General features: G+C 58.1%; 17 protein-coding genes and 1 pseudogene. 14 read left to right on the top strand and 4 right to left on the bottom strand.

The annotated features are described in order from the left end of the window. Positions 1–190: 190 nt before the first annotated feature. On the top strand, positions 191–1,489 hold the full coding sequence (gene argA, locus AC1DRN_RS00330) for an amino-acid N-acetyltransferase (protein ID WP_223456551.1): 1,299 nt from the start codon (positions 191–193) through the stop codon (positions 1,487–1,489). A gap of 17 nt (positions 1,490–1,506) precedes the next feature. Here argA and tauA read toward each other — a convergent pair. Continuing rightward, positions 1,507–1,626: pseudogene (tauA, locus tag AC1DRN_RS00325) on the bottom strand (taurine ABC transporter substrate-binding protein); the annotation flags it as partial. Positions 1,627–2,119: 493 nt separating this feature from the next. Here tauA and AC1DRN_RS00320 point away from each other — a divergent pair. From AC1DRN_RS00320 to AC1DRN_RS00280, 9 genes are all read left to right on the top strand, one after another. Then, the gene (locus AC1DRN_RS00320; protein ID WP_477786596.1) at positions 2,120–3,460 is read left to right on the top strand and encodes an OprD family outer membrane porin; all 1,341 of its coding nucleotides are present in this window, start codon (positions 2,120–2,122) and stop codon (positions 3,458–3,460) included. Positions 3,461–3,875: 415 nt separating this feature from the next. After that, a complete protein-coding gene (locus AC1DRN_RS00315) occupies positions 3,876–5,219 on the top strand; it encodes an OprD family porin (protein WP_223456555.1) in 1,344 nt (447 codons plus the stop codon). Between the two features lie 292 nt (positions 5,220–5,511). Further along, a complete protein-coding gene (locus AC1DRN_RS00310) occupies positions 5,512–6,150 on the top strand; it encodes a peroxiredoxin (protein WP_223456557.1) in 639 nt (212 codons plus the stop codon). 332 nt (positions 6,151–6,482) lie between these two features. Next, positions 6,483–7,076 carry an NADPH-dependent FMN reductase gene (gene ssuE, locus AC1DRN_RS00305; RefSeq protein WP_223456559.1) on the top strand — a complete coding sequence of 198 codons (594 nt, stop codon included), beginning with the start codon at positions 6,483–6,485 and terminating at the stop codon, positions 7,074–7,076. Positions 7,077–7,166: 90 nt separating this feature from the next. After that, positions 7,167–8,132 carry a sulfonate ABC transporter substrate-binding protein gene (locus AC1DRN_RS00300; RefSeq protein WP_223456561.1) on the top strand — a complete coding sequence of 322 codons (966 nt, stop codon included), beginning with the start codon at positions 7,167–7,169 and terminating at the stop codon, positions 8,130–8,132. Positions 8,133–8,157: 25 nt separating this feature from the next. Then, a complete protein-coding gene (gene ssuD / locus AC1DRN_RS00295) occupies positions 8,158–9,306 on the top strand; it encodes an FMNH2-dependent alkanesulfonate monooxygenase (protein WP_223456563.1) in 1,149 nt (382 codons plus the stop codon). A 9-nt stretch (positions 9,307–9,315) separates the two neighbouring features. Further along, complete coding sequence (gene ssuC / locus AC1DRN_RS00290) at positions 9,316–10,098, top strand: aliphatic sulfonate ABC transporter permease SsuC (RefSeq protein WP_223456565.1); 783 nt, start codon at positions 9,316–9,318, stop codon at positions 10,096–10,098. Then, positions 10,095–10,901, top strand: coding sequence for an aliphatic sulfonates ABC transporter ATP-binding protein (gene ssuB / locus AC1DRN_RS00285; protein ID WP_223456566.1), 807 nt, complete (start codon positions 10,095–10,097; stop codon positions 10,899–10,901). Before ssuC ends, ssuB begins: the two co-directional genes overlap by 4 nt. A gap of 33 nt (positions 10,902–10,934) precedes the next feature. Then, positions 10,935–11,150: a TOBE domain-containing protein gene (locus tag AC1DRN_RS00280; RefSeq protein ID WP_007967989.1), complete on the top strand. Its 216-nt coding sequence runs from the start codon at positions 10,935–10,937 to the stop codon at positions 11,148–11,150. Between the two features lie 207 nt (positions 11,151–11,357). Here the strand turns inward: AC1DRN_RS00280 and AC1DRN_RS00275 are convergent, their stop codons facing one another. The 3 genes from AC1DRN_RS00275 to AC1DRN_RS00265 form a co-directional block, all read right to left on the bottom strand. Further along, on the bottom strand, positions 11,358–11,990 hold the full coding sequence (locus AC1DRN_RS00275; RefSeq protein ID WP_223456567.1) for a TetR/AcrR family transcriptional regulator: 633 nt from the start codon (positions 11,988–11,990) through the stop codon (positions 11,358–11,360). Between the two features lie 90 nt (positions 11,991–12,080). After that, positions 12,081–12,833, bottom strand: a complete 753-nt coding sequence (locus tag AC1DRN_RS00270; RefSeq protein ID WP_223456568.1) for a carbonic anhydrase — start codon at positions 12,831–12,833, stop codon at positions 12,081–12,083. 216 nt (positions 12,834–13,049) lie between these two features. After that, positions 13,050–14,426: a glutamine synthetase family protein gene (locus AC1DRN_RS00265; RefSeq protein ID WP_223456569.1), complete on the bottom strand. Its 1,377-nt coding sequence runs from the start codon at positions 14,424–14,426 to the stop codon at positions 13,050–13,052. A gap of 667 nt (positions 14,427–15,093) precedes the next feature. Here AC1DRN_RS00265 and AC1DRN_RS00260 point away from each other — a divergent pair. From AC1DRN_RS00260 to AC1DRN_RS00245, 4 genes are all read left to right on the top strand, one after another. After that, the gene (locus tag AC1DRN_RS00260; protein ID WP_223456570.1) at positions 15,094–16,452 is read left to right on the top strand and encodes a glutamine synthetase family protein; all 1,359 of its coding nucleotides are present in this window, start codon (positions 15,094–15,096) and stop codon (positions 16,450–16,452) included. A gap of 59 nt (positions 16,453–16,511) precedes the next feature. After that, entirely contained in the window at positions 16,512–17,876 is a 1,365-nt protein-coding gene (locus tag AC1DRN_RS00255) for an aspartate aminotransferase family protein (protein WP_223456571.1), read from the top strand. Between the two features lie 171 nt (positions 17,877–18,047). After that, positions 18,048–19,157: a polyamine ABC transporter substrate-binding protein gene (locus AC1DRN_RS00250; RefSeq protein WP_223456572.1), complete on the top strand. Its 1,110-nt coding sequence runs from the start codon at positions 18,048–18,050 to the stop codon at positions 19,155–19,157. A 187-nt stretch (positions 19,158–19,344) separates the two neighbouring features. Next, positions 19,345–20,442, top strand: coding sequence for a polyamine ABC transporter substrate-binding protein (locus tag AC1DRN_RS00245; RefSeq protein WP_317851105.1), 1,098 nt, complete (start codon positions 19,345–19,347; stop codon positions 20,440–20,442). The last annotated feature ends 54 nt before the right edge of the window (positions 20,443–20,496 follow it).

Below are 20,496 nucleotides of genomic sequence, written 5' to 3'. Positions count from 1 at the left end.
CGCGAGCAAGCTCGCTCCTGCACAGGGTCTGTGATTTGCCTGACAAGCCGTATAAATTGCCGGTACCCAAACCCGTATTCATGAGGAGAGCGCGCGTGTCGCCAAGCCTGTTCCGACGATAACCATCAGCCCGCTGTGCGTTTTCAGTTTCGCCCTTTTTTCGGCTGCTATTTATTACAGGCCCAGGTTCATGCCCGAATACGTCAATTGGCTTCGTCACGCTTCGCCTTACATCAACGCCCACCGCGATTGCACCTTTGTCGTCATGCTGCCCGGCGACGGCGTTGAACACCCGAACTTCGGCAATATCGTCCACGACCTGGTGCTGTTGCACAGCCTGGGTGTGCGTCTGGTGCTGGTTCACGGTTCCCGGCCGCAAATCGAAGCGCGCCTCGCTGCCCGTGGCTTGACCCCGCATTACCACCACGGCATGCGCATCACCGATGCCGCGACCCTGGAGTGCGTGATCGACGCGGTCGGCCAGTTGCGCATTGCCATTGAGGCTCGCCTGTCGATGGACATGGCTTCGTCACCGATGCAGGGCTCACGCCTGCGGGTGGCCAGCGGCAACCTGGTGACGGCACGCCCGATCGGCGTGCTCGAAGGCGTCGACTATCACCACACCGGCGAAGTGCGCCGGGTCGACCGCAAGGGCATCAACCGTCTGCTGGACGAGCGCTCCATCGTGCTGCTGTCGCCGCTGGGCTATTCGCCGACCGGGGAGATTTTCAACCTCGCTTGCGAAGACGTCGCCACGCGCGCGGCCATCGATCTGGGCGCGGACAAGCTGCTGCTGTTCGGTGCCGACCTGGGCCTGATCGACGAACACGGGCGCCTGGTGCGCGAACTGCGTCCGCAGCAAGTGCCTGCGCATCTGCAACGGCTGGGCAGCAACTATCAGGCAGAATTGCTCGATGCCGCGGCCGAAGCTTGCCGTGGCGGCGTGGCTCGTAGCCATATCGTCAGTTATGCCGAAGACGGTGCACTTTTGACCGAGCTGTTCACCCGCGACGGTGGCGGCACCCTGGTCGCCCAGGAACAGTTCGAAGTGGTGCGCGAAGCGGCCATTGAAGACGTCGGTGGTTTGCTGGACTTGATCAGTCCGCTGGAAGAGCAGGGCATCCTGGTGCGCCGTTCCCGTGAGGTGCTGGAACGCGAAATCGAGCAGTTCAGTGTGGTTGAACGCGAAGGCATGATCATCGCCTGTGCGGCGCTGTACCAAATCGCCGATTCGGACGCGGGCGAGCTGGCGTGCCTGGCGGTGAATCCGGAATACCGCCATGGCGGTCGCGGCGATGAGTTGCTGGAACGCATTGAAAACCGCGCGCGGGCTCAGGGGTTGAAAACCTTGTTCGTCCTCACCACCCGCACCGCGCACTGGTTCCGCGAACGTGGCTTCGAACCCAGCAGCGTCGACCGACTACCGTCGGCGCGGGCGTCGCTATACAACTATCAGCGTAATTCGAAGATCTTCGAAAAAGCCCTGTAACCCAGCAGCTTTTTGTGCCAGTTGGCGAATGAATCCAGAGTAACTCTGGCGAACTTTGCCATGACCTCCGGATGATTTTCGGCGTAATCCTTGCGCGCCACCCAGACCTCAGAGGTTGGCGCCCCCCATCGGCCTGGGGACTTTGCTCGGGTCGATGCCGGTTTGGTAGCCGACGGTAAGGTTCGCCGCATGAGCGGCGAAAGAAAATGCGAACAAATACACAAACTGTAACAATTGGTCCGGATAGTGCGCGTTTAGACGTCATGGGACCGCCTTTCGGTATAAGATTTGTTTCCGAATTACGTCAGAAGCTAATCGATCTAAAAAAGCGAAAATAAATACCGATTAGGAATTAGCTTGTGAGCCAAACCGTCTATTCTGGGATGATTAGGGCATGGGGAGCTAAATTCCTAAACGGTATTGGAAAAGAATCGGGTAATTCTTTTCAGGTTCATGACGAATTCATGACCCTGCAGGGACCAAAAAACCGGGGGATTAGACTATGGTCGTAGACACACATGGTTACGATTGACTTGTGAGTCACGCTCTGGCGCTAATCGCACATCTTAGGATTTCGGGCGTCGACTCGAGACCAGGAACACAAGAATTAGAATCGAGAGGAGCTACACAATGAACAAGTCCACCTTGGCTTTGGCCGTGGCCGTTGGGGTTTTGGCGCAGCAGGCAGGCGCCGCAGGTTTCCTGGAAGACAGCAAGGCTTCCATCAGCTCTCGCACCATGTATTACGACGCCGATATGCGTGAAGGTGCGAGCACTCCTGCCAACCGTCAGCGAGAAACCGCTGAGGGTCTGAAGTTCGATTACCTGTCCGGTTTCACCCAGGGTACTGTCGGCTTCGGTATCGATGCCCAGGCGCTCGTAGGTATCCACCTGGATGGTGGCAAGGGGCATCACCCGACCGGTAACAGCAACTCATTCTTCCCTAGCGATGGCAATGAGGCGGCCGACGAGTGGAGCCGTCTGGATGGCAACGTCAAGGCGCGCTTCTCGAAGACCGAAGCCCACCTGGGTGGCGCTCTGGCACCTAACCTGCCGATCCTGATCGCGAACGACAGCCGTCTGCTGCCACAAACCTTTGAAGGTGGCACCATCACCTCCAAAGAAATCGACAATGTGACCTTTAACTTTGGTCAACTGGAGCACGCGTCGGGTCGTGCCTCCTCGAACTCCACTGGCCTGTCTGTGGCTGGCGCTACTCAGGACAGCAATAAATTCCAATACGCCGGTGCTGACTGGAAGGTCACCAAAGACCTCTTGCTGCAGTACTACTATGCGAACCTGGAAGACTTCTACAAGCAGAACTTCCTCGGCCTGGTGCACGTCTACCCGATCGCGGCCAATCAGTCGTTCAAGACCGATATCCGTTATTTCGATAGCAGCTCCGACGGCAAGAACGGCGATCCGGGTTTCCGTTTCAACAACAACAACGGTTTCGCCAAGAACCCGGGTGAGGTCGATAACAAGACCTGGAGCGCCATGTTCACCTATACCCTGGGTGGCAACGCGTTCCTGATCGGGCATCAGCGTGTCAATGATGACGGCGGCTTCGTTTTCTTGAACCAAGGCAACCTTGTCGATGGCAACGGTAATCCTGAAGGTGCCGGCGGCGCGAGCTTCTACTCGTTTACCGACGCCACAGTTGGCAGCTTTATCCGTGCCGGTGAAAACACCACGTTCGGTCAGTACTCCTATGACTTCGCCTCCCTGGGTGTACCAGGCTTGAAAGCTTCGATTGCTTACTTGAATGGCCAGGACATCAAGGCTACCAGCGGTGTTGGTAAAGACCTGAGTGAACACGAGACCGACGCGCGCATTGATTACGTGATTCAAAYGGGCGCACTGAAAGGGTTTGGTACGACGCTGCGTCACGGTACCTACCGTGGCAACACCAGCACCCTCGATCAAGACCAGACCCGTCTGATCTTCAACTACACCTACAGCTTCATGTAATAGCCGTAAGAAAAGAGCCCCGTCGATTGGCGGGGTTTTTTTTGCGTCGAATTTTATATTCCATAAACAAAGGGTCTATTTCTTTTTTATTCTTTTTGGTTTTTTAATCCGCGCCTTAAAGTGCACCTGTCCGACACTCATCCATGAGCTCGGATTTGGCATTTTCCTCCCTCGACAATTGATCAGTTACAGGAATTGGCCTCGCTGCCGATACCTCGGATCTGTTGTGGGAAGTCATATTCCAAAACGGCATTAAAAAACATTCAAAAAATCTTTTTGGCTTTAAGGCCATGTATCCTGCGGCCCGCCAAACGACCGGTCTAGACGGGTTACCGCGAATTTATGCATTCAGGATCCCGGGCAACAATCGATTCGGGACCAGGAACATCAGAATTAGAAACGAGAGGAGCGAAACATGAACAAGTCCACCCTGGCCATGGCTGTGGCCGTCGGGGCATTGGCCCAGCAGGCAAACGCCGCGGGTTTTATCGAAGACAGCAAGGCAACACTGGGGCTGCGTAACTTCTACATCAACACCGACTACCGTGACGGCACCGGCCCGAACAAAAACGAAGAATGGGGCCAAGGCTTCGATCTGCGTTTCATTTCCGGTTACACCCAAGGCACTGTCGGTTTTGGTGTGGATGCGATCGGCCTGTTGGGCGTCAAACTGGATTCGGGCGGCGGCACCAACGGCGCCACGGCGACCTCTTACGGCGGCACGGTTTTCCCGAGCAAATCCAATGGCGAAGCGGTTGATGACTTCTCCAGCCTGGGTTTGACTGCCAAAGCCAAGATCTCCCAGACTGAACTGAAGCTGGGTACCTTGCAGCCAAAACTGCCGGTGATCGTGTCCAACGACGGTCGTCTGTTGCCGCAAACCTGGCAGGGTGGCCAGATCAGTTCCAGCGACATCAAGGACCTGACCTTGATCGGCGGTCAGATCGAGCAGGTAAAAGGTCGTAACTCGAGCAACAATCAACAGTTGTCTATCTCCGGCGCCAACAGCCGTTCCGCTACAGGCCGCGACAGCAACAAGTTCATCTATGCCGGCGGCGACTACAAGATCACCAAGGACCTGACGGCCCAGTACTACTACGGCAACCTGGAAGAGTTCTACAAACAACACTTCCTGGGTCTGGTGCACAACTGGGCTATCGGCCCTGGCGTGTTGAAGTCGGACTTCCGTTATTTCAACAGCTCCGACGACGGTGCCAACGGTCACGACCCTCTGTTCTTCACCACTGGCAACTACAGCGGTGCAGCCAACGGTAAAGGCAAGGTCGACAACAACCTGTACAGCGGCCTGTTCCTGTACTCCGTTGCCGGTCACACCTTCGGCGCCGGTTACCAGGCCAGCAACGGCAGTAGCGACTTCCCTTGGCTGAACCAGGGTGACGGTTCGTCGAACTACACCATCACCGATTCGCAAATCCAGAAGTTCGGCCGTGCCGGCGAGAAAACCTGGCTAGCACGCTACTCGTTCGACTTCGCCAAGGTCGGCGTACCCGGCCTGACGGCGGGCCTGGTGTACCTGCATGGCGACAACATCGATACCGTTAACGCCAAGGGTGGCGAGGCGGCCAATGGTGCTTCCGAGTGGGAGCGCGATCTGAGCGTGGCTTACGTCGTTCAGGAAGGTCCGCTGAAAAACCTGGGGCTGGCGTGGAAAAACGCTACCTGGCGCACCGACCTGCCGAACACCCGTTCGCAGGACGAAAACCGCCTGATCCTCAGCTACTCGATCCCGCTGTTGTAATAGCGCTCGCGTAAACGAGACAAAAAAAGCCCCGCCCGGTTTTGCACCGGGCGGGGCTTTTACATGTTCAAGACGGGTTCACCCCCGTAATCCCGCCTTGAAGTTCCCTCTTTGCAGCAACTCAAGGCCTTCTCGAACCTCGTGGCCGATGTTCGGCGGGTTGTGTGTGCACGTCCAGTGAACAGATCTTTAATATTTCCTAATGATCTAAATAAATCGATATTTATTCTTTTTAATAGATAAAAAACACAGGCACAGTTGAGCCCATCAAGCACTCACAAGGAGCAGCACCATGGGCCTCAGACTTGGCGATATCGCCCCCGATTTCGAACAGAACTCCAGCGCTGGCATCATCCGCTTTCATCAGTGGCTGGGCGATAGCTGGGGCGTGCTGTTTTCCCATCCGGCGGATTTCACACCGGTGTGCACCACCGAATTGGGCTTCACCGCCAGGCTCAAGGATGAGTTCGCAGGGCGCGGCGTCAAGGCGATCGCACTGTCCGTGGACCCTGTCGAGTCGCACCACAAGTGGATCGAGGACATCAACGAGACGCAGAACACCGTGGTCAATTTCCCGATCCTCGACGACGCCGACCGCAAGGTCTCGGACCTCTACGACCTGATCCATCCCAACGCCAACGACACCCTGACCGTGCGCTCGCTGTTCGTGATCGACCCGAACAAAAAGGTCCGGTTGACCATCACCTACCCGGCGAGCACCGGGCGCAACTTCAACGAAATCCTGCGGGTGATCGACTCGCTGCAACTCACCGACAACTACAAGGTGGCCACACCGGCCAACTGGCAGGACGGTGATGAGGTGGTGATCGTGCCGTCGCTCAAGGATGAGGAAGAAATCAGGCAGCGTTTTCCCAAGGGGTATCGTGCCGTTAAACCGTATTTGCGTCTGACGCCGCAGCCGAACCGGTAAGTCTTCAGCATTTTCGGCGCAGCTGATGCCGCCATCGCGAGCAAGCTCGCTCCCACAGTTGACCGCGTACCCCTGTAGGAGCGAGCTTGCTCGCGAAGGCGTCGGGTCAGACACCACAGACCTCAAAGTTAACAGCACCCACAAAACAGGGGATTTCAGGCCATTCCGACGGCCTGTTTTTTTGTCTGGAAGAAACCAAATTACATATTTCTTTAATGCATAACCAAATGAATAAATATGATTTATGGATATATAAATCAGCTGTTAAGGTCACTCCATCKAAGCGAGATCGCAAACCGCGAATCGCCAACACCGTGCAAGGAATCGTCTGAATGTTGGTTGTCTCACTCGGTGGCAGTCCCAGCCAGCGCTCTCGTTCCGGGGTGCTGCTGGATCGCTCCCGGCAATGGTTACAAGAGCAGGGCGTGGAAGTGGTGAGTTATCAGGTACGGGACTTCCCGGCCGAAGACCTGCTGCACGCACGCTTCGACAGCCCCAAGGTGATCGACCTGCTGCAACAGATTGAAAACGCCGATGGCCTGCTGATTGCCACACCGGTTTACAAGGCATCGTTTTCCGGTGCGCTGAAAGTCGTGCTGGACCTGCTGCCCGAACGCGCCTTGAGCCACAAGGTGGTTCTGCCGATGGCCACTGGCGGCAGCATCGCCCACATGCTGGCGGTTGATTACGCACTCAAGCCGGTGCTGTCGGCATTGAAGGCCCAGGAAATGCTGCAAGGGATTTTCGCCGTCGACAGCCAGATCGCCTACGGCGAAGGCAGCGCACTGGCGCAGTTGGCGCCGGAGCTGGAACAACGACTGAATGAATCGCTGGAGCTGTTTTTCAGCGCCATGGCGCGACGGCCCAAGCCGCTTGATCCGAATCTGTTGAATGATCGTTTGTTGAGTGCTCGCTGGAGCATTTGAGCCTCACCGAAAAATTGAAGTACTGGCCTTACTCGCCCGCCAACGGGCAAGCAGGTGCAGCCAAAACCCAACTGCAAAAAGGAGAGCGCCATGCGCCCTGTCATTTTGCGTCGTGGTCTGGTCGCTCTGTTTGCTGCGGCTGTCACCTTCGGCGCCATTACTCAAGCTCAGGCCGAGACTTTACGAATCGGCTATCAGAAATACGGCACCCTGGTGCTGCTCAAAGCCAAGGGCACGCTGGAAAAACGCCTCGCCGCCCAAGGCGTGGACGTGCAATGGACTGAATTCCCCGGTGGCCCGCAACTGCTTGAAGGCCTGAACGTCGGCTCCATCGACTTCGGCGTCACCGGTGAGACTCCACCCGTGTTCGCTCAGGCGGCCGGCGCCGACTTGCTCTACGTCGCCTATGAACCGCCAGCGCCTCACAGTGAGGCAATCCTGGTACCGAAGGACTCGTCGGTCAAATCGGTGGCGGACCTCAAAGGCAAGAAAATCGTCCTGAACAAGGGCTCCAACGTGCATTACCTGCTGGTGCGTGCACTGGAAGACGCCGGCCTCAAATACACCGACATCCAGACCGTATTCCTGCCGCCGGCCGATGCCCGCGCCGCGTTCGAGCGTGGCAGCGTCGACGCCTGGGTGATCTGGGACCCGTACCAGGCTGCCGCCGAACAACAGCTGCAAGCGCGCACCTTGCGCGATGGCCAGGGCATCGTCGACAACCATCAGTTCTACCTGGCGACCAAGCCTTATGCGCAGAAAAATCCCGAGGTGATCAAGACCCTGGTCGAAGAAGTGCGCGCGGTGGGCGAGTGGTCCAGGGCTAACCCGCAAGAGGTGACCCAACAGGTTTCTCCGCTGCTCGGCCTGCCAGCGGACATCACCCTGACTTCGGTGAAACGCCAGGGCTATGGCGCGCTGTTCCTCACCCCGGAAGTGGTCGCGGCGCAACAGAAAATCGCCGACAGCTTCTACCAGCTCAAGCTGATTCCCAAGCCGTTGAGCATCAAAGACGTGATCTGGACGCCGCCGGCTGCCGTTGCCAAAGCCCAATAAATCGATTCCCCAAGGAGACCACTCCATGAGCCTCAATATTTTCTGGTTCCTGCCTACCCACGGCGACGGCCATTACCTTGGCACCGCCGAAGGCGCCCGCGCCGTCGATCACGGTTACCTGCAACAAGTCGCACAGGCAGCGGATCGCCTGGGGTTCGGCGGGGTACTGATCCCTACCGGCCGTTCGTGCGAAGACTCGTGGCTGGTGGCGGCATCGCTGATTCCGGTGACCCAGCGTCTGAAGTTCCTTGTCGCCCTGCGCCCCGGGATCATTTCCCCGACGGTGGCAGCGCGTCAGGCTGCGACCCTGGATCGACTGTCTGGTGGTCGTGCGCTGTTCAACCTGGTGACCGGCGGTGATCCGGAAGAGTTGGCGGGCGATGGTCTGTTCCTCAGCCACGAAGAACGCTATCAGGCCTCGGTGGAGTTCACCCGTATATGGCGTCGGGTGCTGGAAGGCGAAACCGTCGATTACGATGGTCAGCACATCAGCGTGAAAGGCGCGAAATTGCTGTATCCACCGATCCAGCAACCGCGTCCTCCGCTGTACTTCGGCGGCTCCTCGGAAGCCGCGCAAGACCTGGCCGCCGAACAGGTGGAAATGGTCCTGACCTGGGGCGAACCACCGGCCGCCGTCGCGGAAAAAATCGAACAGGTCCGCGCCAAGGCCGCCAAGCTTGGACGCACCGTGCGCTTCGGCATTCGCCTGCACGTGATCGTGCGTGAAACCAACGATGAGGCCTGGAAGGCCGCGGATCGACTGATCTCCCATCTCGACAACGACACCATCGCCCGTGCCCAGGCTTCGCTGGCGCGTTTCGATTCGGTCGGTCAGCAACGCATGGCCGCATTGCATGGCGGCAACCGCGACAATCTGGAGGTCAGCCCTAACCTGTGGGCCGGTGTCGGTCTGGTGCGCGGCGGTGCCGGTACGGCGCTGGTAGGCGATGGTCCGACCGTGGCGGCCCGTGTGAAGGAGTACGCGGACCTGGGCATCGACACGTTCATTTTCTCCGGTTATCCACACCTGGAAGAGTCGTATCGGGTCGCTGAACTGCTGTTCCCACACCTCGATGTCGAGCGTCCAGAACTGCCGAAAAGTGCCGGCTACGTCAGCCCGTTCGGCGAGATGGTCGCCAACGACATTCTGCCCAAAGCCGCGTCCCAGAGCTGAGGCGCGGTCATGAAGAAAATCATCCACAGCCTGGCGCCCTGGGCGTTGCCGGTGTTGTTGCTGGCGGTGTGGCAGTTGAGTGTGTCGATGGGCTGGTTGTCGACACGGATTCTGCCGGCGCCGATCGCCGTCATCGAGGCCGGCGTGAGCCTGGTGCGCAGCGGCGAAATCTGGACGCACCTGGCGATCAGTGGCTGGCGTGCCGCGCTGGGCTTCACCATCGGCGGCGGCATCGGCCTGACGCTTGGCTTCATCACCGGTCTGTCGAAGTGGGGCGAGCGCCTGCTCGACAGTTCGGTGCAGATGATCCGCAACGTGCCGCACCTGGCGCTGATTCCACTGGTGATTCTGTGGTTCGGCATCGACGAGTCGGCGAAGATTTTCCTGGTGGCGCTGGGCACGTTGTTCCCGATTTACCTCAATACCTATCACGGCATCCGCAACGTCGACCCGGCACTGGTGGAGATGTCGCGCAGTTATGGCTTGTCGGGTTTCGGTCTGTTCTGGCAGGTGATTCTGCCGGGGGCGCTGCCTTCGATTCTGGTCGGCGTGCGCTTTGCCCTGGGTTTTATGTGGCTGACGTTGATCGTGGCGGAAACCATCTCCGCGAGTTCCGGCATCGGCTATCTGGCCATGAATGCCCGGGAATTCTTGCAGACCGACGTGGTGGTGCTGGCGATTCTGTTGTACGCGGTGCTCGGCAAACTGGCTGACCTCGCGGCCCGTGGACTTGAGCGTGTGTGGCTGCGCTGGCACCCGGCGTATCAGGTTGCCAGGGGAGGTTCGGTATGACCGCCCAACAACCTCCACGCCTGCTGCGCGGGACTCCGCTGGTGGTGCGCAAGTTGCAAAAAACTTTCGGTGCACGGCAGGTGCTGCGCGAGATCGACCTGCACATTCCGGCGGGTCAGTTTGTCGCCGTGGTCGGTCGTAGCGGCTGCGGCAAAAGTACCTTGCTGCGCTTGCTCGCCGGTCTCGATCAACCCTCGGGCGGTGAGTTGCTCGCCGGTGCCGCGCCATTGCGTGAAGCGCGGGAAGACACGCGGCTGATGTTCCAGGAAGCGCGTTTGCTGCCTTGGAAGAAGATCATCGACAACGTCGGTCTCGGCCTCAAGGGCAACTGGCGGCCGCAAGCGCTTGAAGCCTTGGAAGCGGTGGGCCTGGCCGATCGCGCCAATGAGTGGCCGGCAGCGTTGTCCGGTGGGCAGAAGCAACGCGTGGCCTTGGCCCGTGCGTTGATTCATCAGCCGCGCCTGCTGCTGCTCGACGAACCCTTGGGTGCGCTGGATGCCCTGACCCGAATTGAAATGCAGCAACTGATCGAACGACTCTGGCAACAGCATGGCTTCACCGTGTTGCTGGTGACCCATGACGTCAGCGAAGCGGTGGCGATTGCCGATCGGGTGATCCTGATCGAAGACGGCGAAGTCGGCCTCGACCTGCATGTGGAATTGCCGCGCCCTCGGATACGCGGTTCCCATCGGTTGGCGGCGCTGGAAACCGAAGTCCTCAATCGCGTGCTGGCGCTGCCCGGCCAACCGCCGGAACCGGAACCTGTTTCACCCTTGCCTACGCAATTGCGCTGGGCTCAATAACTCAAGTCTTACCCAACGACAGGAATCAACATCATGACAATCAAGGCCATCAACGTTCGCAACCAGTTCAAAGGCTCCATCAAGGAAATCGTCCTCGGCGACGTGCTGTCGGAAATCGACGTGCAGACCGCGTCCGGCATCGTCACTTCGGTGATCACCACACGCTCGGTGAAAGAGCTGGAACTGGCGGTCGGCAGTGAAGTGATCGCATTCGTGAAATCCACCGAGGTGTCGATCGCCAAGTTGTAAGCAATATGCGTAAACATCAACCCCGAAGGGTTTGAGCCCTTCGGGGTTTTTTCATGTGTGTTTGTCTTGGGATAAGTGGCGCGGCCATCGCGGGCAAGCCCGCTCCCACAAGGATCTCCAGTGAATACAGATTTTGTTTTCGACCGATAAACCTGTGGGAGCGGGCTTGCTCCGGGCGGCTTTCCGACGATGAGGCCAGTGAGCGCGCTAGAGCTTCCGCTTGGGCAAATACGGCGGCAAATACAACCCCACATAAGCATCAAATACCCGCATCCCTTCTTCAGCCATGCGCGGCGTAATCTGCCCGTGCTGCTGCACCGAGCGCGCATACACCCGGTCGCCCAGCTCCATGGCCAGGGCGAACACATCGACATCGCTCGGCAATGTCGGCAGCTCGAAGTGATGGTCGAACAACTTGTGCATCAGGTCGCCCAGTTCGATGTCGTGCTGGCGGTCGGCCTGGGTGACTTCGGTCAGGCCGTGCTGGGCCAGAATGAGTTGGCGGGCGGCAGCGTCCACTGCATAGATATCGAGCATGCGTTGTTCCACCAGTCGCGACAGATCGCGCCAGCCATTCAAGGCGAGGTGATCGATGGGGGCTTGCAGGCAGGCGCGGAAGGCCGCATGGACGTCGGCGGTCAAGGCTTCGAGCAGGGCAGGCACGCTGGCGAAGAAGTGGTAGACCGAGGAGGGTGGAATCTCCGCGCGCTCGGCGACGCTGTAGATCGACAGACTGGCCACGCCCTCGGCGGCCAACAGCGTGCGGGCCGCATCGAGAATCGAATCGATCCGGGCCTGGCTGCGTGCGCGGGGTTTGCGGGGGGTGGCTACGCGTGTCATCGGAGTCTCCTGCGGGGCAGCGGGCATTGTACGAGTCGACTCGCCCCTTGTCTGTATTGACTCACCGCCTCGCTTGGCAGTCCCGATGACTCATTTACCGACCACCACGCTACGATCGTTCAAGGGTTGGATCGGGCGAGCATTCATTGGATATATCGCTCGAAAAGCCTCCAGTTGTGCCTGGGACAATTGCACCGCAGTCGTCAGCACGTTCCACCGTACACCTTCAGTGCACGGTGGCTCTGTAAGAGAACCCATGAAGGCATAGGCGTTATGGTTTTCAGGCAATAAATCGGCAATGTTCGCGTTGTTCAAGGTGACCATGCCGCCTGCATTCCTGGGCATGGCGGCGAAGATCGGTTCCAGTGCCGTGTTGTGTGCGCCCTCTTCATACATCAAGGCAATAATCGCCAGTTCGCCTGCGTCATTTCGGTGAACCAGATGTGCGCCCAATGGATAAGTGCGGCCCTGAATCGTTTCTTCAGCAGGTGTGTGAAAGTGTAATTGCACGAGGGAAAAAGTACCGGAGGGCAGGGAGACACTACCTGAATTTGGCGCAGACACCTGAATCGTATGGCCGTTGTTCAGTACGGTAACTTTGTTTGGGCGATAGCTGAAGGACGCCGGTTTGAATGGGTACTCGAACGCGTTTTGGATGTCGATCGGTGACTGTTCGTTCCCTGACTTGCAAAGGCTGTATTCGCTTTTCAGTTCGCCCCAGTTTTCCGGGCCAGAGGGTCCTGCGTAACTCCATGGGGCAGTATCGGGAGTTTTGGCCCACGCAGTGGCGCACAGACCAGCGACGATCAGGGTAATGGCGGTACCTAATGGAATTTTAGTCATAAATGCAAAACTCAAAACTCAACACTTGGAGGGGCGACCGGATCAAATCTCGGGACCCTGAAGTTTGATCTTGCGGCGAGGTAATCGATGTAATCACTGTCTGATGGTTGTGTAGGAGTTGTCCCGGAAATGCCAGTCATCACTCAGCCGAAATGAACCCATAAAAAAACGCCGTAGGCTGTGAGGCCGGCGGCGTTTTTTTACTACTGCAACCGATTAAACGGTATGCAGGTACCAGTTGTACTCGAGGTCGGAGATGGAGTGTTCGAACTCCTCCAGCTCGCTCTCTTTGCATGCGACGAAGATATCGATGTATTTCGGATCGATGTACTTGGCCATGACTTCGCTGTCGTCCAGCTCGCGCAGTGCATCGCGCAGGTTGTTCGGCAGGCTCTGCTCGTTTTGCTCGTAGCTGTTGCCTTCCACTGGAGCGCCAGGCTCGACCTTGTTGGTCAGGCCGTGGTGCACGCCCGCCAGGACCGAAGCCATCAGCAGGTACGGGTTGGCATCGGCGCCGGCCACACGGTGTTCGATGCGTACGGCATCGGCGGCACCGGTCGGTACGCGAATCGCTACGGTGCGGTTGTCCAGGCCCCAGCACGGCGAGTTCGGCACGTAGAACTGTGCGCCGAAACGACGGTACGAGTTGACGTTCGGGCAGAGGAAGGCCATCTGCGCCGGTAGGGTCTCGAGCACACCGCCGATCGCGTGACGCAGTGCGGCGTTCTGCTCGGGATCCTCACTGGCAAAAATATTCTTGCCGTCTTTGTCGAGAATCGAGATATGGACGTGCAGACCATTGCCCGCCTGGCCCGGATACGGCTTGGCCATGAAGGTGGTGTCCATTTCATGGTCGTAGGCGATGTTCTTGATCAGGCGCTTGAGCAGGACCGCGTAGTCGCAGGCCTTGATCGGGTCAGCCACGTGGTGCAGGTTGACTTCGAACTGCGCCGGGGCACTTTCCTTGACGATGGCGTCGGCCGGAATGCCTTGCTCTTTGGCACCTTCCAGAATGTCCTGGAGGCAGTCGACGTATTCGTCGAGGTCGTCGATCAGGTAGACCTGTGTCGAGTGCGGACGTTTGCCGGAAACCGGCGAGCGAGGCGGTTGCGGACGACCGTTCACGTTCTCCTGGTCGATCAGGTAGAACTCCAGTTCGAACGCGGCGCAGATGGTCAGGCCCATTTCGTCGAACTTGCGCACCACGTTGGCCAGCACTTCACGCGGGTCGGCGAAGAATGGCTCGCCTTCGAGTTCGTGCATGGTCATCAACAGTTGCGCGGTCGGGCGCTTCTGCCATGGCTCGTTGCACAGGGTATCGGGGATTGGATAGCAGATTCGGTCAGCATCACCGATGTCCAGGCCCAGGCCGGTGCTTTCCACCGTCGAGCCATTGATATCCAGAGCAAATAAAGAGGCCGGCAGGTTGATGCCTTTCTCGTAAACCTTGTGGAGGCTGGTGCGTTCGATGCGCTTGCCGCGCACCACACCATTCATATCCGCAATCAGAAGGTCAACGTACAGAACCTCAGGATGTTCCTTAAGGAACGCGTTCGCTTCGTTAAGCTGAACGGCACGCGGGGGTACCGACATGATGCAACACCTTTGTTGTTAAAAATATCAATCATTGATCTTTTCAGATTCCAGTCAACCCGAACGGCATGCCGAAGTCAAGCGAGGCCTTTTTTGCCCTAAAAAAGCGCTTGTGTGGCTTTTTTGAGGCGCTTTGGGGCGTTTTTATGCCTTTGGCCCCAGTGGCGCCCGCAGGCTTGAGCGGGCCGTGTTGTATTTTTTACGGGGGTGTTGTGTAAAAAAATGAACAAGGCTAAGCTCGAATCAAACCCATAACAGCAATAATACCGGGGTGCTTCATGTCTCGCCTGCCGATAATCGGCGTCACCGACTGCTCAAGACAGGTCGGTCGGCATGTTTATCACATCAGTGATGACACGTCCGTCCGTTCCGTGGCCTCGGCGGTTCCGGTGATCCTTGCGTCCCTGACGGTTCGACCGTCCCCGTCCGATATTCTGGACGGTCGCGATGGCACCCCCATTACGGTTACTCCATTCAATATAGAACCGATTCACAATAGCGGCCTGACCATCGTTCAGGGCTCCGCTCGCGATTCTGCACGCCCGGCCTCTGCAGCCGCGTTGGCAAGCACGATAATCTGCCGCGCAAACGCTCTACAACGCGACGCCGATGCGTCAAACAACGCCTGACCTTAAAAGGGTCAGACAACTCAAGCCTAGAGGCATTTATGAGTAACAACCTCGACCAGCTCACCGATTGGTTGAAAAACCACAAGATCACAGAAGTCGAATGCATGATCGCCGACTTGACCGGGATTACCCGGGGCAAGATTTCGCCGACCAACAAATTCATCGCCGAAAAGGGCATGCGCCTGCCAGAGAGCGTGCTGTTGCAGACCGTGACCGGCGATTACGTCGAAGACGACATCTATTACGAACTGCTCGACCCGGCCGACATCGACATGATCTGCCGCCCCGACCAGAGTGCGGTGTACCTGGTGCCGTGGGCCATCGAGCCGACCGCCATCGTCATCCACGATACCTACGACAAGCAAGGCAACCCGATCGAGCTGTCGCCGCGCAACGTGCTCAAGAAAGTCCTGAAACTCTATACCGACAAAGGCTGGCAGCCGATCGTGGCGCCGGAAATGGAGTTTTACCTGACCAAGCGCAGTGACGACCCGGACTACCCGTTGCAGCCGCCGGTCGGTCGCTCCGGTCGCCCGGAAACCGGTCGTCAGTCGTTCTCCATTGAAGCGGCGAACGAGTTCGATCCGCTGTTCGAAGACGTCTATGACTGGTGCGAACTGCAGGACCTGGACCTCGATACGCTGATCCACGAGGACGGCACGGCGCAGATGGAAATCAACTTCCGTCACGGCGATGCCCTGTCCCTGGCCGACCAGATCCTGGTGTTCAAGCGCACCATGCGCGAGGCCGCGCTCAAGCACAACGTCGCTGCGACCTTCATGGCCAAGCCGATGACCGGCGAGCCGGGCAGCGCCATGCACTTGCACCAGAGCGTCATCGACATCGAGACCGGCAAGAACATCTTTTCTAATGAAGACGGGACCATGAGCCAGCTGTTCCTGCACCACATCGGTGGTCTGCAGAAACTCATTCCCGAGCTGTTGCCGCTGTTCGCACCCAACGTCAACTCGTTCCGCCGCTTCCTGCCGGATACTTCGGCACCGGTGAACGTGGAGTGGGGCGAAGAGAACCGCACCGTGGGCCTGCGGGTGCCGGATGCGGGGCCGCAAAACCGTCGGGTGGAAAACCGCCTGCCGGGCGCCGATGCCAACCCCTACCTGGCAATTGCCGCGAGCCTGCTCTGCGGTTACATCGGCATGGTCGAAGGCCTGAACCCGAGTGCACCGGTGGTGGGACGTGGCTATGAACGCCGCAACCTGCGCCTGCCGCTGACCATCGAAGACGCGCTGGAACGCATGGAAAACAGTTCAACCATCGAGAAATACCTCGGCAAAAATTTCATCACTGGCTACGTCGCGGTCAAGCGGGCCGAGCATGAAAACTTCAAGCGCGTGATCAGTTCGTGGGAAAGGGAATTCCTGCTCTTTGCCGTCTGATACGCCAGGCGCCGCCGCTACCTGGTGGCGCTTACACCTGATTTTTTTAGGAGATTCACATGACCAGCAACAATCCGCAAACCCGTGAATGGCAAACCTTGAGCAATGACCACCACCTGGCTCCGTTCAGCGACTTCAAGCAGCTGAAAGAGAAAGGCCCGCGGATCATTACCAACGCCAAGGGCGTTTACCTCTGGGACAGCGAAGGTAACAAGATCCTCGACGGTATGGCCGGCCTGTGGTGTGTCGCGATTGGTTATGGTCGCGATGAACTGGCCGATGCCGCCAGCAAGCAGATGCGCGAGCTGCCTTACTACAACCTGTTCTTCCAGACGGCGCACCCACCGGTACTGGAGCTGGCCAAGGCTATCGCCGACATCGCGCCAGAGGGTATGAACCATGTGTTCTTCACCGGTTCCGGCTCTGAAGGCAACGACACCATGTTGCGTATGGTTCGTCACTACTGGGCGATCAAGGGCCAGCCGAAAAAGAAAGTCATCATCAGCCGCAAGAACGGCTATCACGGTTCCACCGTGGCCGGCGCGAGCCTGGGCGGCATGACGTACATGCACGAACAGGGCGACTTGCCGATCCCGGGCATCGTTCACATTGCCCAGCCGTACTGGTTCGCCGAAGGCGGCGACATGACTCCGGAAGAATTCGGTGTATGGGCGGCCAACCAGCTGGAAGAAAAGATTCTGGAAGTCGGCGTCGACAACGTCGGTGCCTTTATTGCCGAACCGATCCAGGGTGCCGGTGGCGTGATCATTCCGCCAGAGACCTACTGGCCGCGCATCAAGGAAATCCTCGCCAAGTACGACATCCTGTTCGTGGCTGACGAAGTGATTTGCGGTTTCGGTCGCACCGGCGAGTGGTTCGGCAGCGATTTCTACGGCCTCAAGCCAGACATGATGACCATCGCCAAGGGCCTGACCTCGGGCTACATCCCGATGGGCGGCCTGATCGTGCGTGATGAAGTGGTGGACGTGCTCAACGAGGGCGGCGACTTCAACCACGGTTTCACCTATTCCGGGCACCCGGTGGCGGCGGCTGTGGGGCTGGAAAACATCCGTATCCTGCGCGACGAGAAAATTGTCGAGCGCGTGAAGTCAGAAACGGCACCGTATTTGCAAAAGCGTCTGCGGGAACTGAACGATCACCCGCTGGTGGGTGAAGTTCGTGGGGTCGGGCTGTTGGGGGCCATCGAACTGGTCCAGGACAAAGCCACTCGCAAGCGTTACGAGGGCAAGGGCGTCGGCATGATCTGCCGTCAGTTCTGCTTCGACAATGGCCTGATCATGCGCGCAGTCGGCGACACCATGATCATCGCTCCGCCACTGGTGATCACGCCGGCGGAAATCGATGAGCTGGTGACAAAGGCTCGCAAGTGCCTTGACCTGACCCTGAGTGCATTGCAGGGCTAAGTGCTAGGCTCAGAGCGAGGGAGCTGCGGCGCTCTCGCTCAAAGCTGTCACAAAGGCCGGTCTTTTCTTGAAAGACCGCCTCGGATCTTGCCAGACTAGCTGCAGTTCCAGTTGTCCGGGTTCGGCCGCTGAACAAAGTGGTTCAAAAAAGAAAAATTTGGAGCATGACGCATGAAGGCATTAGGTAAAAAGCTTGCTGGCAAGACACTTCTCGCCCTGTCCGTCGCGGGCATGATGGCGGGTGCGGTTCAGGCGGATGACAAGGTGTTGCACGTATACAACTGGTCCGACTACATCGCTCCGGACACCATCGCGAACTTCGAGAAAGAGTCGGGGATCAAGGTCGTTTACGACGTATTCGACAGCAACGAGACCCTGGAAGCCAAACTGCTGGCGGGCAAGTCCGGCTACGACGTGGTCGTGCCATCGAACAACTTCCTGGCCAAGCAGATCAAGGCCGGCGTATATCAGGAGCTGGACCAGTCCAAGCTGCCTAACTGGAAAAACCTGAACCAGGATCTGCTCAAGGCCGTTTCGGTCAGTGACCCTGGCAACAAGCACGCCTTCCCGTACATGTGGGGCTCGATCGGCATCGGTTACAACCCGGCGAAGGTCAAGGCTGCGTTGGGCGTCGATACCATCGACTCCTGGGACGTGCTGCTCAAACCGGAAAACATTGCCAAGCTCAAGGGTTGCGGTGTGAGTTTCCTCGATTCGCCGACCGAAATGCTCCCGGTCGCGCTGCACTACCTGGGCCTGCCAACCGACAGTCAGAAGAAAGAAGACATCAAGAAAGCCGAGGAACTGTTCCTCAAGATTCGTCCTTCGATCACCTACTTCCACTCGTCCAAGTACATCTCGGACCTGGCCAACGGCAACATCTGCGTAGCGGTTGGCTACTCGGGTGACGTTCAGCAGGCCAAGTCCCGTGCCGCAGAGGCGGGTGACAAGGTCAAAGTCAGCTACGCCATTCCGAAAGAAGGCGCTGGCAGTTTCTTCGACATGGTCGCGATTCCCAAGGATGCCGAGAACGTTCAGGGCGCCTACAAGTTCATGACCTTCCTGCAGAAGCCTGAAGTCATGGCCAGTATCACCAACGCCGTACGCTTCCCGAACGGTAACGCCGCTGCAACAGCTCTGGTAGAAAAAGACATCACCAGCGATCCAGGCATCTACCCGCCAGCCGATGTGCAGGCCAAGTTGTATGCCATCGCCGACCTGCCAGCGGCGACCCAGCGTGAAATGACCCGCAGCTGGACCAAGATCAAATCCGGTAAATAAGCCGGTTTGATGCAACGGCCTGTTGTCGTCACCTGCGCGGTGGCGGCAACAGGTTGAATTAAATGACAAAAGTTTTGCTGGAACGGTTTTTCGAGGGTAAGTTGCGCGCCGGTTTTGTTGCCGGGCAACTACGGTTGTCATGTAACGCGGGGCAACTTGGGCCCAACTAATTTCAGAGGACCTCCACTTGCCTGTTTTTTCTTTCTTGCGCAAAGCCATGCTGGTCGGCGCCGGGCTGACGATTGCTGTCAGTGTCCAGGCCGCCGGTACCGTGCATATTTATAACTGGTCAGACTACATCGGCGAGACCACCCTGGCCGACTTCCAGAAAGAGACCGGTATCAAGCCGGTTTATGACGTCTTCGATTCCAACGAAACCCTGGAAGGCAAGTTGCTCGCCGGGCGTACCGGCTACGACGTGGTCGTGCCGTCGAACCACTTTCTCGGCAAACAGATCAAGGCCGGGGCGTTCCAGAAACTCGACAAGTCGCAGCTGCCGAACTATTCGAACCTCGACCCGGTGCTGCTCAAGCGCCTGGAACAGAACGATCCGGGCAACCTGTACGCCGTGCCGTACCTGTGGGGCACCAATGGCATCGGCTACAACGTCGACAAGGTCAAGGCTGTGCTGGGCGTCGACACGATCGATTCCTGGGGCGTGCTGTTCGAGCCGCAGAACATCAAGAAACTGCAAAGCTGTGGTGTAGCCTTCCTCGACTCCGCCGATGAAATGATGCCGACAGTGCTCAACTACATGGGCCTGAATGCCAACAGCACCGATCCCAAGGACTACGAAAAGGCCACCGCCAAGTTGCTTGCAGTGCGACCTTACGTGACCTACTTCCACTCTTCGAAATACATCGCGGATCTGGCCAACGGCGATATCTGCGTGGCGATCGGTTTCTCCGGCGACATCTTCCAGGCGAAGAATCGCGCCGAAGAAGCCAAGAAAGGCGTGAACATCGCCTATTCGATCCCGAAAGAGGGCGGCGCGCTCTGGTTCGACATGCTGGCGATTCCGAAGGACTCGGCCAACGTGAAGCAGGCCAACGCGTTCATCAACTATTTGCTCAAACCCGAGGTGATTGCCCAGGTCAGTGATTACGTCGGCTATGCCAACCCTAATCCGGGGGCGGACAAACTGATGGAACAGTCCATTCGCACCGACGAAGCGGTTTATCCACCGCAAGCGGTGCTCGACAAGACCTACGTGTCCATCGAGCTACCGCCGAATATTCAACGTTTGATGACCCGCAGCTGGACCAAGGTCAAGTCGGGTAAATAGTTTCAAGGCTCAAACTATCCAGGTTGGCTCACCTTGAGCGAACTGCACTCTTTT

It is taken from the genome of Pseudomonas sp. P5_B3 (assembly GCF_056400405.1).
This window is presented reverse-complemented; position numbering and strand designations above follow the sequence as displayed.

Bases quoted from the DNA above. Each gene is read 5' to 3' on its own strand.
- AC1DRN_RS00310 (WP_223456557.1), top strand. From the start codon at position 5,512: ATGGGCCTCAGACTTGGCGATATCGCCCCCGATTTCGAACAGAACTCC.
- AC1DRN_RS00250 (WP_223456572.1), top strand. From the start codon at position 18,048: ATGAAGGCATTAGGTAAAAAGCTTGCTGGCAAGACACTTCTCGCCCTG.
- AC1DRN_RS00265 (WP_223456569.1), bottom strand. From the start codon at position 14,426: ATGTCGGTACCCCCGCGTGCCGTTCAGCTTAACGAAGCGAACGCGTTC.
- ssuD (WP_223456563.1), top strand. From the start codon at position 8,158: ATGAGCCTCAATATTTTCTGGTTCCTGCCTACCCACGGCGACGGCCAT.
- argA (WP_223456551.1), top strand. From the start codon at position 191: ATGCCCGAATACGTCAATTGGCTTCGTCACGCTTCGCCTTACATCAAC.
- ssuC (WP_223456565.1), top strand. From the start codon at position 9,316: ATGAAGAAAATCATCCACAGCCTGGCGCCCTGGGCGTTGCCGGTGTTG.
- ssuE (WP_223456559.1), top strand. From the start codon at position 6,483: ATGTTGGTTGTCTCACTCGGTGGCAGTCCCAGCCAGCGCTCTCGTTCC.
- AC1DRN_RS00260 (WP_223456570.1), top strand. From the start codon at position 15,094: ATGAGTAACAACCTCGACCAGCTCACCGATTGGTTGAAAAACCACAAG.
- AC1DRN_RS00315 (WP_223456555.1), top strand. From the start codon at position 3,876: ATGAACAAGTCCACCCTGGCCATGGCTGTGGCCGTCGGGGCATTGGCC.
- AC1DRN_RS00255 (WP_223456571.1), top strand. From the start codon at position 16,512: ATGACCAGCAACAATCCGCAAACCCGTGAATGGCAAACCTTGAGCAAT.
- AC1DRN_RS00280 (WP_007967989.1), top strand. From the start codon at position 10,935: ATGACAATCAAGGCCATCAACGTTCGCAACCAGTTCAAAGGCTCCATC.
- AC1DRN_RS00270 (WP_223456568.1), bottom strand. From the start codon at position 12,833: ATGACTAAAATTCCATTAGGTACCGCCATTACCCTGATCGTCGCTGGT.
- AC1DRN_RS00275 (WP_223456567.1), bottom strand. From the start codon at position 11,990: ATGACACGCGTAGCCACCCCCCGCAAACCCCGCGCACGCAGCCAGGCC.
- ssuB (WP_223456566.1), top strand. From the start codon at position 10,095: ATGACCGCCCAACAACCTCCACGCCTGCTGCGCGGGACTCCGCTGGTG.
- AC1DRN_RS00300 (WP_223456561.1), top strand. From the start codon at position 7,167: ATGCGCCCTGTCATTTTGCGTCGTGGTCTGGTCGCTCTGTTTGCTGCG.